General features: G+C 68.0%; 16 protein-coding genes. 10 read left to right on the forward strand and 6 right to left on the reverse strand.

Translation table 11 applies throughout. The features are described from left to right. Positions 1–37 precede the first annotated feature (37 nt). The 4 genes from VES41_RS07875 (at position 38) to VES41_RS07890 (ending at position 3,634) form a co-directional block, all read left to right on the forward strand. On the forward strand, positions 38–829 hold the full coding sequence (locus tag VES41_RS07875; protein WP_324815209.1) for a TlyA family RNA methyltransferase: 792 nt from the start codon (positions 38–40) through the stop codon (positions 827–829). A 3-nt stretch (positions 830–832) separates the two neighbouring features. Further along, positions 833–1,669, forward strand: a complete 837-nt coding sequence (gene metF / locus VES41_RS07880) for a methylenetetrahydrofolate reductase [NAD(P)H] (RefSeq protein WP_324815211.1) — start codon at positions 833–835, stop codon at positions 1,667–1,669. Continuing rightward, positions 1,666–2,337: a septal ring lytic transglycosylase RlpA family protein gene (locus tag VES41_RS07885; RefSeq protein WP_324815214.1), complete on the forward strand. Its 672-nt coding sequence runs from the start codon at positions 1,666–1,668 to the stop codon at positions 2,335–2,337. The genes metF and VES41_RS07885 overlap by 4 nt, the downstream gene beginning before the upstream one ends. Before the next feature lie 235 nt (positions 2,338–2,572). After that, entirely contained in the window at positions 2,573–3,634 is a 1,062-nt protein-coding gene (locus VES41_RS07890; RefSeq protein ID WP_324815217.1) for a porin, read from the forward strand. 49 nt (positions 3,635–3,683) lie between these two features. Here VES41_RS07890 and VES41_RS07895 read toward each other — a convergent pair whose 3' ends face one another. Beyond that, positions 3,684–4,592 carry a 23S rRNA (adenine(2030)-N(6))-methyltransferase RlmJ gene (locus tag VES41_RS07895; RefSeq protein WP_324815219.1) on the reverse strand — a complete coding sequence of 303 codons (909 nt, stop codon included), beginning with the start codon at positions 4,590–4,592 and terminating at the stop codon, positions 3,684–3,686. A gap of 206 nt (positions 4,593–4,798) precedes the next feature. Here VES41_RS07895 and rplM point away from each other — a divergent pair, with 206 nt between their 5' ends. From rplM to erpA, 3 genes are all read left to right on the forward strand, one after another. After that, positions 4,799–5,227, forward strand: a complete 429-nt coding sequence (gene rplM, locus VES41_RS07900; RefSeq protein ID WP_324815222.1) for a 50S ribosomal protein L13 — start codon at positions 4,799–4,801, stop codon at positions 5,225–5,227. 12 nt (positions 5,228–5,239) lie between these two features. After that, the gene (gene rpsI / locus VES41_RS07905; RefSeq protein WP_324815225.1) at positions 5,240–5,632 is read left to right on the forward strand and encodes a 30S ribosomal protein S9; all 393 of its coding nucleotides are present in this window, start codon (positions 5,240–5,242) and stop codon (positions 5,630–5,632) included. Positions 5,633–5,750: 118 nt separating this feature from the next. Then, the gene (gene erpA / locus VES41_RS07910) at positions 5,751–6,116 is read left to right on the forward strand and encodes an iron-sulfur cluster insertion protein ErpA (RefSeq protein ID WP_286658140.1); all 366 of its coding nucleotides are present in this window, start codon (positions 5,751–5,753) and stop codon (positions 6,114–6,116) included. A gap of 71 nt (positions 6,117–6,187) precedes the next feature. Here erpA and VES41_RS07915 read toward each other — a convergent pair whose 3' ends face one another. Together VES41_RS07915 and VES41_RS07920 are read right to left on the reverse strand one after the other, a co-directional pair. After that, entirely contained in the window at positions 6,188–7,315 is a 1,128-nt protein-coding gene (locus tag VES41_RS07915; RefSeq protein ID WP_324815229.1) for an anhydro-N-acetylmuramic acid kinase, read from the reverse strand. 51 nt (positions 7,316–7,366) lie between these two features. After that, positions 7,367–8,713: a peptidoglycan DD-metalloendopeptidase family protein gene (locus VES41_RS07920; protein ID WP_324815230.1), complete on the reverse strand. Its 1,347-nt coding sequence runs from the start codon at positions 8,711–8,713 to the stop codon at positions 7,367–7,369. A 188-nt stretch (positions 8,714–8,901) separates the two neighbouring features. Here VES41_RS07920 and tyrS point away from each other — a divergent pair, with 188 nt between their 5' ends. Continuing rightward, complete coding sequence (gene tyrS / locus VES41_RS07925; protein WP_324815232.1) at positions 8,902–10,134, forward strand: tyrosine--tRNA ligase; 1,233 nt, start codon at positions 8,902–8,904, stop codon at positions 10,132–10,134. Between the two features lie 13 nt (positions 10,135–10,147). On the opposite strand, the gene VES41_RS07930 is transcribed toward tyrS, so the two are convergent. Next, positions 10,148–10,759, reverse strand: coding sequence for an OmpA family protein (locus tag VES41_RS07930; RefSeq protein WP_324815233.1), 612 nt, complete (start codon positions 10,757–10,759; stop codon positions 10,148–10,150). Further along, a complete protein-coding gene (locus VES41_RS07935) occupies positions 10,756–11,268 on the reverse strand; it encodes a FecR family protein (protein ID WP_324815234.1) in 513 nt (170 codons plus the stop codon). The genes VES41_RS07930 and VES41_RS07935 overlap by 4 nt, the downstream gene beginning before the upstream one ends. A 153-nt stretch (positions 11,269–11,421) precedes the next feature. On the opposite strand from VES41_RS07935, the gene VES41_RS07940 reads away from it, so the two are divergent. Then, the gene (locus VES41_RS07940) at positions 11,422–12,330 is read left to right on the forward strand and encodes a cation diffusion facilitator family transporter (protein WP_324815756.1); all 909 of its coding nucleotides are present in this window, start codon (positions 11,422–11,424) and stop codon (positions 12,328–12,330) included. Continuing rightward, the gene (gene dtd, locus VES41_RS07945; protein ID WP_324815236.1) at positions 12,327–12,767 is read left to right on the forward strand and encodes a D-aminoacyl-tRNA deacylase; all 441 of its coding nucleotides are present in this window, start codon (positions 12,327–12,329) and stop codon (positions 12,765–12,767) included. The genes VES41_RS07940 and dtd overlap by 4 nt, the downstream gene beginning before the upstream one ends. Before the next feature lie 15 nt (positions 12,768–12,782). Here dtd and ybeY read toward each other — a convergent pair whose 3' ends face one another. Then, positions 12,783–13,238, reverse strand: coding sequence for an rRNA maturation RNase YbeY (ybeY, locus tag VES41_RS07950; RefSeq protein WP_324815238.1), 456 nt, complete (start codon positions 13,236–13,238; stop codon positions 12,783–12,785). Between the last annotated feature and the right edge of the window lie 8 nt (positions 13,239–13,246).

Genomic DNA, 13,246 nt, shown 5'->3' on the forward strand with positions numbered 1-13,246 from the left:
GCCGTGCGCCGTTGCGCCCCGACCGGTCCCGGCTGCCATGCGCGCTGATCAGCTGCTCGTCGAACGCGGCCTTGCCGCCTCCCGCTCGCAGGCGGCAAGGCTGCTGGCCGCCGGCATGCGCTGGCGCGCCGGCGGCAGCCCGGCGGACGCGCCGTGGCGCACGGTCGGCAAGAGCGGGGAAGACCTTCCGCCTGGGGCCGAGATCGAACTGATCGATGCGGCCGAGGCCCGCTACGTGTCGCGCGGCGGCCTCAAGCTCGAGGGCGCATTGCGCGCCAGCGGTGTCGACCCCGCCGGCCGGCGCTGCCTGGACGTCGGCCAGTCGACGGGCGGCTTCACCGACTGCCTGCTGCAGCACGGGGCAGCGCAGGTGGTGGGCATCGACGTCGGCCACGGCCAGCTGCATGCCCGGCTGCGCGCCGACGCCAGGGTGCGGCCGGTCGAGAAAGTCAACGCGCGGGCGCTGTGCCGGGACGACCTGCTGGCCGCGGGGGACGACGCCGGGCCGTTCGGCCTGATCGTGGGCGACCTGTCCTTCATCTCGCTCACGCTGGTGTTGCCGGCGCTGGTGCCCTGGCTGGCGCCGCAGGGCGACCTGCTCATGCTGGTCAAGCCGCAGTTCGAGCTGCAACCCGGGCAGATCGGCAAAGGCGGTATCGTGCGCGACCCGGCGTTCTACCGCGAGGTGGAGGCCAGGCTTCGCGATGCCTGCGCCGGCCTGGGCCTGGCGCTGGCGGGTTGGTTCGACAGCCCGATTGCCGGCGGCGACGGCAACCGGGAATTCTTCGTCCATGCCGTCCGAGAGGACGGACGCAACGAAACAAGGTGATTTGTGCAAGTTCCATTGAGCTTCGAGTTCTTCCCGCCCAAGACGCCCGAGGGCGCGGTCAAGCTGCGTGGCGTGCGCCAGCAGCTCTACGCGATGCGGCCCGAGTTCTGCTCGGTGACCTATGGCGCCGGCGGCTCCACGCATGAGGGCACGTTCGGCGCCGTGCGGGAGATCCTCGCCGAGGGCGTCGACGCGGCCTGTCATTTCTCGTGCATCGGCGCCACGCGCGACACCGTGCGCGCGCAGTTGGCCGAGCTCAAGGCGATGGGCGTCAAGCGGCTCGTGGCCCTGCGCGGCGACCTGCCCAGCGGCTACGGCATCGGCGGCGAGTTCCTGTACGCGAGCGACCTCGTGCGCTTCATCCGCGAGGAGATGGACCGCGACTTCCATCTGGAGGTGGCCTGCTACCCCGAGGTGCACCCGCAGGCGCGTTCGCCCGAGGCGGACCTGCAGGCCTTCGCCGCCAAGGTCAACGCCGGTGCCGACTCGGCCATCACGCAGTACTTCTTCAGCCCCGAGGCGTATTTCCGCTTCGTCGATGACGCGCGCAAGGCGGGGCTCGACCTGCCGATCGTGCCCGGCATCATGCCCATCACCAGCTCGATGCAGCTGATGCGCTTCTCGGATGCCTGCGGTGCCGAGATTCCGCGCTGGATCCGGCTGCGCCTGACGAGTTTCGGCGACGACACCGCGTCGATCCGGGCCTTCGGACTGGACGTTGTCACCGCGCTGTGCGAACGCCTGGTGGCCGGTGGCGCCAGGGCGCTGCACTTCTACACGATGAACCAGGCAGCCGCCACGCTGGGCGTGCTGCAGCAACTGGGTTGGCAGGCACGATGAAGAGCGGTCGCTGCGCGCTGCGCGCGGCAGCGACCCTGATCACCATCGCAGTCCTGGCCGGATGCGCGCTGCAGGATCAGCGCGGCGGCGAGGGCGGCGGCCTGCGCCCGCTCGTCGTGCAACCGGCAACGCCCGCCGGGGCGCCGCGCTCGCGCGTGCCTGGCGTGAACTACGACATCTTCACGCCGGGCACCGGCGAGGAAGGCCCGCAGGACGGCGTGCCTGGCGAGGTATTCCAGCGCGGCGGCGCGTCCTGGTATGGCATCCAGTTCCACCAGCGCAAGACGGCCAACGGCGAGCGCTTCGACATGTACGACATGACGGCGGCGCACCGCACGCTGCCCTTCAACACGCGCGTGTGCGTGCGCAGCCTGGTCAACGGCCGCGAGGTGCTGGTGCGCGTCAACGACCGGGGGCCGTTCGCGCCCGGCCGCATCATCGACCTGAGCCGGGGGGCCGCCGAAGAGCTGGACATGATCGGCACGGGCATCAAGCAGGTGGCCCTGACCGTGATCGACCAGGACGGCATGCGTTGCGGCGGCAAGCCGGCCGGTCCGGACACCGCCACGGACACCGTGCAGGCCGCGGACGACCCCGCCCCGACGGCGGCACCCAGGCCGGACGGACCGGCCGCCAAGCGCCAGGCCGCATCCAAGCGGCGCCGCTAGAGGCGCCGACAAGACGCCGCGCCCCCCGGCGGTGCGGAATCGAGGTGCACAAACGTTCTGTGTGCATTGATGGGTCATTTTTGTGCGCAAGCCCGCAGCAGCATGCGTACAAATACTTGTGACATTCGGTAAATACTGGCACGCAGGTTGCGAGAATACGCAGCCCGCGCGAATGCACAACAACAAGAGCGCGACCGCGGGTGCATAGCAACCACTCACGTCCCTCGATTTCCCTATGACCTTCAAGCTCAAGTCCGTGGCCGCGGGCCTGGCCCTGGCCGGCCTGTCTCTCGGCGCCTTCGCCCAATCCTCCGTGACCGTTTCCGGCACGATCGACGCCTACGTCGGCTCCATGAAGAACGCCGGCGACCCCGGCCGCACCGCCGTGCTGGGCAGCGGCGGCATGACCACCTCGTGGATCGGCTTCAAAGGCACGGAAGACCTGGGCGGCGGACTCCAGGCCGGCTTTGCCCTGACTTCTTTCCTGCGCGTCGACGGCGGCTCGTACGGCCGTTTCGACGGGGACCCGATCTACTCGCGCGACGCCAACGTCTACCTGTCGGGCGGCTACGGCAAGGTCACGCTCGGCCGCGGGCTGGCGCCGAACTTCCTGCCCACCATCCTGGCCAACCCGCTGGGTGACTCGTTCACCTTCGCGCCGCTGGTGCTGCACTCGAACATCAATACCGCCGGCTGGCCGCGGCGTACCACGCCGGCGGATACCGGATGGTCGAACGAGGTGATCTATTCGACGCCGAACTTCGGCGGCTTCAGCGCCAACCTGCACTACCAGCTGGGCGAGCAGAGCAGCGGCACTGGAAACTCGGGCGCCGGCAACGTCGGCGTCAACTTCCTGTACTTCGGCGGGCCGCTCTCGCTGGTGGGCTATTACGAGCACGACGAGATCGGCAACCCGTTCCCGGGCCTGCTCACGACCCCGGTCGGTGGCGTGTCGGTGCCCGAGACCCGCACCGACTGGATGGTCGGCGGCGCCTGGGACTTCAAGTGGCTCAAGTTGTTCGGCACCTACGGCCAGTCGAAGGCCGACGTGGCCGACTACGACGCCAAGACCGGCTCGCTCGGCGTGGGCGTGCCGATCGGCGCCGGCACCCTCAGCGGCGCCGTGGCCCAGACCAAGGTGGAAGGCAGCTACAACGGCACCCGCACGACCGCGACCGTGGGCTACGACTACTACCTGTCCAAGCGCACCGACGTGTATGCCATGTTCATGCACGACGAGGTTACCGACCTGAACGACGGCAACAGCTTCGGCGTCGGCATCCGCCACCGCTTCTGAGCGGGCGGGCGAGGGCTGCGCGCCGGCATGCCGCCGGTGCGCGGTCTGCTCAATCGCCGGCTTCGAGCGTGAAGCCGGCGCTCTTGTCCTGGCCCAGCGTCGCGACCAGCTGAGGCAGCGCCGCGGCGAGCCGCTCCTTGAGCGTCCAGGGCGGATTGACCAGGAACATGCCGCTGGCCGGCAGGCCGGGGCGGCGGTCGGCGCCGAGCGCCGCGTCCGAGGTCTCGACGCGACCGGATTTCACCGTCAGGGTCGCGTTGAGCCAGGGCTTGCCGGCCCGGGTCGCAAGGCTCTTCAGCCGGCGCGGCAGGCCATGCGCCTCCGGCCGCGGGATGATGGGGTACCAGATCGCATAGCTGCCGGTGGCAAACCGCTTGAGCGCCTGTTCCATCAGGGAGGCGACGCGCGCGTAGTCGGTCTTGATCTCGTAGCTCGGGTCGCACAGCAGCAGCGCGCGGCGCGAGGGCGGTGGCAGCAGGCTCTGCACGCAGCCGAACCCGTCGTCGCGCACCACCGAAACGCGCCGCCCGGCGTCGAGTTGCCCGATGTTGGCATCGAGCGTGCGGGCATCGGTCGGGTGCAGTTCGAACAGGCGCAACTTGTCCTGCTCGCGCAGCAGATGCTGGGCGATGAAGGGCGAGCCCGGGTAGACGCGGTAGTCCGGTCCCTTGGCCTTCGGGTTGAACTCGCGCAGGAGCGCCAGGTACCGAGCGATGGCGGGCGCGTGCTCGCCGCCAGCGGGCTTGGCCGCCAGCAGGCGCAGCACGCCGTCGGCGGCTTCGCCGCTCTTGCCGGCGTAGTCGCCGTCCAGCCGGTAGAGGCCGGCGCCGGCATGGGTGTCGATCACCGTCAGCGCCGTCTCCTTCTCGAGGAGATGGTCGAGCGCGGCGATCAGGACGATGTGCTTGAGCACATCGGCGTGGTTGCCGGCATGGAAGGCGTGGCGGTAGCTGAACATAGGGGCGCATTGTCCGCCATCGGCGGCCCTGGCGGGACGCGCCTTGGCCAAAATGAACCCGCGGGCTATAATGGCGGGCTTCGCAGCGATTTTTGGGCCCCGCGGCGAAGCCCAGACCCCACCTAAGAGATTCCCTTTAGAGGAACACCGACCGTGGAAAAGGGCCCGCCAAACCAGCTCATCCAGAGCTTTTCCGAAGGAAACTCATGTCTACGTTCAGCGCCAAGCCCGCTGACGTGAAGCACGAGTGGTTTGTGATTGACGCGACCGACAAGGTCCTCGGACGGGTAGCCAGCGAAGTTGCCCTCCGTCTGCGCGGCAAGCACAAGGCCATTTACACGCCTCACGTCGACACCGGTGATTTCATCGTGATCATCAACGCAGCCCAGCTGCGTGTGACCGGTACCAAGAACACCGACAAGATCTACTACCGCCACTCGGGTTACCCGGGCGGCATCACCGCCACCAGCTTCCGCGACATGCAGTCCAAGCATCCCGGCCGTGCCCTCGAAAAGGCGGTCAAGGGCATGCTGCCCAAGGGTCCCCTGGGCTACGCCATGATCAAGAAGCTCAAGGTCTATGGTGGCGCGGAGCACCCGCACACCGCCCAACAGCCCAAGGTGCTGGAAATCTAAGGAGCCTTGAGAATGATTGGTGAATGGAACAATGGCACCGGCCGTCGCAAGTCCAGCGTCGCCCGCGTGTTTCTGAAGAAGGGCAGCGGCAAGATCACGGTCAACGGCAAGCCGATCGAAGAATACTTCGGCCGCCAGACCTCGATCATGATCGCCAAGCAGCCGCTCGTGCTGACCGAGAACGTCGAGGCTTTCGACATTCAGGTCAACGTGCACGGCGGCGGTGAATCCGGCCAGGCCGGCGCCGCCCGCCACGGCATCACCCGTGCGCTGATCGACTACGACGCGACCCTCAAGCCGGTGCTGAGCCAGGCTGGTTTCGTCACCCGCGACGCGCGCGAAGTGGAACGCAAGAAGGTCGGCCTGCACTCCGCACGCCGCCGCAAGCAGTTCTCCAAGCGCTGATATTCCAGCCGCTTCGCAAAAGACCGCCTTCGGGCGGTTTTTTGTTGATTGCGCTAGCATCTACCGATGGGTCGCCCGGATAGCGGTTGCGTCCCCCTCTTACCAGGAGTCCTCTTTCATGAGCGCTGTTGCCGAAAACGTCCAGACCCAGATGCCCGAACCGATCGTCTTCACGGACAGCGCGGCCGCCAAGGTGGCCGACCTGATCGCCGAGGAAGGCAACCCCGATCTCAAGCTGCGCGTGTTCGTGCAGGGCGGCGGCTGCTCGGGCTTCCAGTACGGCTTTACCTTCGATGAAGTGGTGAACGACGACGACACCACCATGACCAAGAACGGCGTTTCCCTGTTGATCGACGCGATGAGCTACCAGTACCTGGTGGGCGCCGAAATCGACTACAAGGAAGACCTGCAGGGCGCCCAGTTCGTGATCAAGAACCCCAACGCCACCAGCACCTGCGGCTGCGGCTCGAGTTTCTCGGCCTGACGGTTCCGCGTATCGCTTGAAAAAGCCGCTCACGGGGCGGCTTTTTCATTGTCCGGCACCGCTGAGCGCCGTCACGCCGGGTAGATTGCGCCCAGGACGCGCGGGCCTTGCGCACCGGTCACCGTCGCGAGGTTGCCCGGCTCGCGCCGCATCGTGGCCCGGGCCAGCCAGGCGAAGGCCGTGGCTTCAACCTGGTTCGGTAGCAAACCACGTTCCGACGAAGTAAGTACTGACACGCCAGGCAGCAGCGCGCGCAACCTTGCGAGCAGGTGCTCGTTGAACGCACCTCCTCCGCACACGATCAGCTCGTCGATGCCGGGGCCATGCCGCAGCAGATCGTCGGCGACGGCGCCGGCGCTGAGCTCGGCCAGGGTGGCCTGCACGTTCGCGGGCGCCGGGGTGGACGGAAGGCCCGTCAGATGCGCCGAAAGCCAGGCCGGATGGAACAGGTCGCGCCCCGTGCTCTTTGGCGGCAGGCGCCCGAAGTAAGGGTCTGCCTTCATGGCGGCCAGCAGCGCGGGCAAAACGCGTCCGGTCGCGGCCCAGCGGCCACCTTCGTCGAAGGGCCGGCCCAGATGCTGCCTTGCCCAGTGGTCCATCAAGGCGTTCGCCGGTCCGCAGTCGAACCCCAGCACGCGGCCTTGCGCGTCGGTGCCCGCGGGCAGAAGGCTCAGGTTGGAAATGCCGCCCAGGTTGAGCACCGCCACCGCCCGGTCCGTCCGCCCGAAGATGGCGCGATGGAAGGCGGGAACAAGCGGCGCGCCTTGTCCGCCTGCCGCCAGGTCGCGGGTGCGGAAGTCGGCCACCACGTCGATACCGCCGAGTTCGGCCAGCAAGGCCGGGTTGTTCAGTTGCAGGGTGTAGCCCGTGCCGTCGAATTCCTGTGGGCGGTGCCGCACCGTCTGGCCGTGGGCGCCGATGGCGGTCACGGCCGCGCGCCCGACGCCGGCGCCTGCCAGGAGGTCCCGTGTCACGTCTGCATAGAGCCGTGCCAGGGCGTTGGCCGCCAGCGCGGCGTGATGCAGCTCGTCCTGGCCGCCCGGGGTGTTGAGCGCGAGAAGTTGCTCGCGCAGCCCGGGTTGGATCGGCGCATCGGCATGCGCCCGAACGCTGATGCCGGCGCCGGCGAAGTCGACAAGAACGGCGTCGACCCCGTCGAGCGAGGTGCCGGACATCAGGCCGACGTAGAGCTCCGCCATGCGTTGGACCCCGGCAGTCAGCGGTCCATCAGACGACAGCAGACCGCTTGCTCAATTGGCGCTGGCCTGCAGCACGTCGAACGCGGCGTTCAGGTCTCTGCGCGAGGCGTCCGCCACGCGCGCAAAGGCCGCGCGCGATGCCGCAGTGATCGGCACGCCGCCGTCCTGCTGCGCGATGGTGGACGGGTCGCGGTATTCGCCATTGACCCGGAACTCGAAGTGCAGGTGCGGGCCGGTGGCCCAGCCCGTCGCGCCCACGGCGCCGATGAACTGCCCCTGGTTGACCGACTGGCCGGCCTTGACGTCGATGCGGCTGAGGTGCGCGTAGGCGGTGCTCTGGCCGTTGCGGTGCTCGACGATGACGATGTTGCCGTAGCCGGACTGGCGCCCGGCGAAGTCGACCACGCCGTCGCCGACCGTGCGCACCGGCGTGCCGCGGGCGGCTGCGAAGTCGATGCCCTTGTGCTGGCGCCAGGCGTGGGCGATGGGATGCATGCGCATCGCGAAGCCGCTGGAGATGCGCGAGTATTCCACCGGCGACTGCAGGTAGGCGCGGCGCAGGCTGTTGCCGTCCGGGCGGTAGTAGCCGCCCTTCTGGCCCGGTTCCTGGAACCACAGGGCCTGGTGTACCTCGCCGCCGGATTCGAACTCGGCCGACAGTACGCGGCCGGTGCGCAGCGACTGGCCGTCCGCCTCGAAGGTCTCGTACACCACGGCGAAGCGATCGCCCTTGCGCAGCGCGCGGAAGTCGACGTCGCCGGAGAAGATGTCGGCCATCTGGCTGGCCACCGCGTCGGGGATGCCCGACGCGTCGGTGGCGGCGAAGAAGGACGTGCGGATCACGCCGCTGCCGATCCGGCTGGAGGTGGTCAGTTCCTCCGACTGGGAGTCGACGCGAAAGCCAGCGCCGTCGCGCTCGATCGAGATGCGCTTGAAGCCGTCCTTGCCGTCCGGGATCCAGCGCGCGCTCAGGCGTTCGAAGCGGTTTTGCTCGGAGGCCTCGGCGGTGACGACACGTCCGGGCTGGCCGAGCAGGGCGGCGCGGGCGACGTCGTTGGAGCGCACATATGCCTCGGCCGCTTCGTCCTCGATGCCCAGGCGGCGCAGCAGCGACTCGGCGGTATCGCTCGAGCGCGTCTGGTCGCTGCGGAACAGGGTGAAGTCGTGCGATTCGAGCGCCTCGGTCTGCACGGCGATCGGGTCGGGGGTGACGACTTCCAGCACTTGGCGAATCGGAAGCTGGTTGTCGCCCGGCAGCGTGGCGACGGCGAACGCGCCGCCCCCGGCGCACAGCAGCGCAGCGGTGATGGCTGCGGTGATCTGCCGCGGATAGGCCCGAACGATGCCCGCGACACGAGAGGCGAGCATCTCTTCGGCGGCAAGGATACCGTTGATCAAGATGAGATTGTCCAGATTGAAGAAACCGGCCGGAACCACGTTCCGGTGCGAAGCTTGGCGGGCTCTGCCGACATGCCCGTGCGACGGGCTTGGCAGGGGGCACCGACTAGAATTCGGCGGCCCCGAAGGTAACTGACAAGTATAGCTTTGGCCATAGTGAAAACGGCTAAGGCATTTGGTAACAACGCATGGCAACTTCCGACAACACTCCTGTTACATCCGACAACGTGACCCACGCCCTGCAGGTGTCGCTGCGCGGTGCGGACGAGCTGCTCCCGCAGGACGAATGGGTGCGCAAGCTCACCCGCTCGGAAGCGACCGGCACGCCGCTGCGCATCAAGCTCGGCCTGGATCCGACGGCGCCGGACATCCACATCGGCCACACGGTGGTGCTCAACAAGATGCGGCAGTTGCAAGACCTGGGCCACAACGTGATCTTCCTGATCGGGGATTTCACGAGCACCATCGGTGATCCGTCCGGGCGAAATTCAACCCGGCCGCCGCTGACCAAGGAGCAGATCGAGGCGAACGCCCAGACCTACTACCGCCAGGCCAGCCTCGTGCTCGACCCGGCCCGCACCGAGATCCGCTACAACTCCGAATGGAGCGATCCGCTGGGCGCGCGCGGGATGATCCAGCTGGCGGCCAAGTACACGGTCGCCCGCATGATGGAGCGCGACGATTTCAACAAGCGCTTCAAGGCGGGGCAATCGATCTCGGTCCACGAATTCCTGTACCCGCTCATGCAGGGCTACGACTCGGTGGCCCTGAAGGCGGACCTCGAACTCGGCGGCACCGACCAGAAGTTCAACCTGCTCATGGGGCGCCACCTGCAGCAGGAATACGGGCAGGAGGCGCAATGCATCCTGACCATGCCCCTGCTCGAAGGGCTCGACGGCGTCGAGAAGATGTCCAAGAGCAAGAACAACTACATCGGCATCAGCGAAGACGCCAACACGATGTTCGCCAAGGTCCTGTCGATCTCGGACGTGTTGATGTGGCGCTGGTACACGCTGCTGAGCTTCCGCACGGAGGCGGACATCGCGGCGCTGCGCGCCGAGGTCGAGGGTGGGCGCAACCCCAAGGACGCCAAGGTGGCGCTGGCCAAGGAGATCACCGCGCGTTTCCATGGCGCGGCGGCGGCCGAGGCGGCCGAGCAGGATTTCATCAACCGTAGCCGCGGGGGCGTGCCGGACCAGATTCCCGAAGTCAACGTATCGGGCGCCCCGCTCGGCATCGCCCACCTGCTCAAGCAGGCGGGGCTGGCCGCTTCGACGTCGGAGGGCAACCGCCTGATCGACGGCGGCGGCGTGCGGGTGGACCAGTCCGTGATCAGCGACAAGGGGCTCAAGCTTGCCGCCGGCACCTACGTGCTGCAGGTCGGCAAGCGCAAGTTCGCGCGGGTGACGCTGGCGGCCTGAGCCGCCGGCGGCCTCAGCGCACGACCACCACGACCCGGCGGTTGTCCTGCCTGTAGACGTTGCCGCCCGTCGGCACCCGCAGGTCGCGTTCACCCCGGCCGATGGCCTCGATGCGGTTGGCCGGGAACCCGCGCGAGACCAGCAGTGCCTTGATCTCGGTGGCGCGGGCCATCGACAGCTCGTCGTTGAGCGCGGTCGAGCCGGGCGTGTCCGTGTGGCCGGTCACGGTGATGTCTGCGCCGGATCGGGCCAGCGCCGCCGCAACCACGGTGTCGAGTTCCCGGCGGGAGTCCGCGGTGAGCACCGTTCCCCCGACCTTGAAATAGAGAATGAAGGTCTGTGGCTTGGGCGGCACGAGATCGAAAAGCGCCTTGTTGTCGCGGTGCACCTTTTCGGGGTCGACCTGGTCCAGCGTCGGCGCCTTGTCAGAACGTTCGCCCACGCTCGCGCGCTGAAAGGGCTTCGACACCAGCTGGTCACCGCCCTTGGCGTGCACGACCACGGCCGAGTCCGAGCCGTCCTCCTGCGGCAGCAGGATCACGCGCGTGCCTGGCGTGCTGCATCCGGCGGCGAGGAGCAGCGCGCAGACGCCGACGATCCGGTTCAGTCCGTCGCGGCCGTTCATGGCGCGGGATCGGCGGTCACGATGAAATCGGTGCCGCGAATCCCGATGGTGGCGGTTTGCGTGTCCACGCGAACGGCCTCGGGATTCTTCTTGCCGATCAGCCCGGTCACCATGCGGAGGGAACCGCGTAGCAATTCAACGAAGATATTGCCTTCGTGCGTCGTGGAGTCGAAGCTGAACTGCTTCAAATCAAGTTGCGACGACGGTCCCACCATCATCAAGGTGCCGTCGCGCAGGACTACGCTGGCGCCCCCTTTCTCGCCGGTCTCCAGCCGGTCGCTGGGCGCGAGTGCATCGCCCGGCTCGGCCGTTCGCGACCTGTTTGCGCTGCCGATGATGCGTACCGTGCCCTCCACCGACTTGACGAATCCGGCCCGTTCCTCGCCGGGCGAGGCCTTGGGCGCGCCGGCTGCAACCGTGGACGGCGCGGGCATTGCGGCAATGTTTTGCGCCAGGACGTGGCCACAGAGACCGCCGGCCGCCACAAATGCAATTAACATTCTTTTCATTATCGCCCTCCTTGACTATTTCGATTCAGACGGCGAGATGCTAAACAGTAAAGCAACAGTGTGCAGCGTTTCATCGTGGTGACAATAGTCCTTTAACCCAGTATTGGTGAATTCCTCATCGTGTCCACCGAATTCGATTCGCCCGCATCCAGGATATCGAGCCCGACGACGTTGTTGCGGCTTTCCATTGCTATCGCCGTTTTAACCATCGTTCTAAAAAGCTTTGCCGGATATGTAACCAATTCGATGGGCCTGATATCGGATGCGATGGAATCTTTTGTGAATCTGGCGAGCGCGAGTTTTGCGCTCGCCATGGTCACGATCGCGGCGCGTCCTGCGGACGCGGGGCATCCTTACGGCCACCACAAGGCGGAATATTTCTCGTCCGGGTTCGAGGGCATCCTGATCATCGGCGCCGGCTGCGCCATCGTCGTGTTCGCCTTGCTGCGCCTGGTGCGGCCCGAGCCGCTGGCGCAACTGGGCTGGGGCACGCTGCTGGCCGTGCTCAGCTCGGTTCTCAACGGTGGCCTGGCCTGGCTGCTGCTGCGTGCCTCGCGTGCGCATGCATCGATCGCGCTGGAGGCCGACGCGCGCCACCTGATGGCCGATGTGTGGACCACCGCGGGGGTGGTGGTCGGCGTGGGTGCGGTCGCCCTGACGGGCTGGCTGTGGCTGGATGCGCTGATCGCGGCCGCGGTCGGACTGAACATCCTGCGAGAGGGCGCAAGGCTGGTCTGGCGCTCGTCCCAGGGGCTCATGGACGCGGCCATCGACCCCAGCGCGCAGGCGGCGTTGCAGGCGGCCCTGGCGCGCTTCCAGGCCGAGGCCCCCGACGGCGCGAAGCTGCGCTTCGACGACATCGTCACCCGCAGCGCCGGTCGCCGCCGCTTTGCCGACCTGCACATGCACGTACCCGGCGACTGGACGCTGCAGCGCTCGGCCGTCGTGCGCGACGACGTGGAAAGCGCGCTGGTGGCGGCGGTGCCCGGCCTGCGCGTGAGCATCCAGTTGCTGCCGCTGGACGTCGAGCCGCGCGTGGGCCTGCAGGAGGAGCAGCCATGAAAGCCGTGCTGCAGCGCGTGCGCGAGGCGCGCGTGGAAATCGCGCAGGAGGTGGTGGGCGCCATCGGCCCCGGCCTGCTGGTGCTGGTGTGCGCCGAGCGCGGCGACACCGAGGCACAGGCCGATCGGCTGCTGGCCAAGGTGCTCAAGCTGCGCATCTTTTCGGACGAGGCCGGCAAGATGAACCGCAGCGTCCAGGACGTGGGCGGCGGCCTGCTGCTGGTCAGCCAGTTCACGCTCGCGGCCGATGTGGGCGGCGGCAACCGCCCGAGCTTCACCGGCGCGGCGGGCCCGGAGGACGGCCGCCGCCTGTACGACTACTTCGTGGCACGTGCGCGGGCCGCGCACCCGGTGGTGGCCACCGGCGTGTTCGCCGCGGACATGCAGGTGCACCTGGTCAACGACGGGCCGGTGACCATTCCGATCGACATGCGCTGAAGACGGCGGTGCCGGTCAGGCATACGGATTGCGCACGCCCAGGCCGGCCAGGATCTCGATCTCGCGCGCCTCCATGGCCTGCGCGTCCGCTTCGCCGGTTTCGTGGTCCCAGCCCTGGGCGTGCAGCGTGCCGTGCACCAGCAGGTGGGTGTAGTGGGCGGCCAGCGTCTTGCCCAGCTCGCGCGCCTCGCGCGCCACCACCGGCGCGCACAGCACCAGGTCGGCCATCACGAGGGGCGCCTGGGCATAGTCGAACGTCAGCACGTTGGTGGCGTAGTCCTTGCCGCGGAACTCGCGGTTGAGCTGCTGGCCTTCGGCCGCGTCGACGATGCGCACGGTGATCTCGGCGTCGTGCGCCAGCGCATGGCGAATGCTGCGCGCCACGCGGTGGCGCGGCAGGGCGGCGCGGTGGCGCGCCAGCTGCTCGATCCGCCCGAACTGCAGCGACAGGGACAGGGCGGGCATCGGCATGCGGCGTG

It is taken from the genome of Variovorax sp., assembly GCF_035634955.1.
Classification (GTDB): Bacteria; Pseudomonadota; Gammaproteobacteria; order Burkholderiales; family Burkholderiaceae_C; genus Variovorax.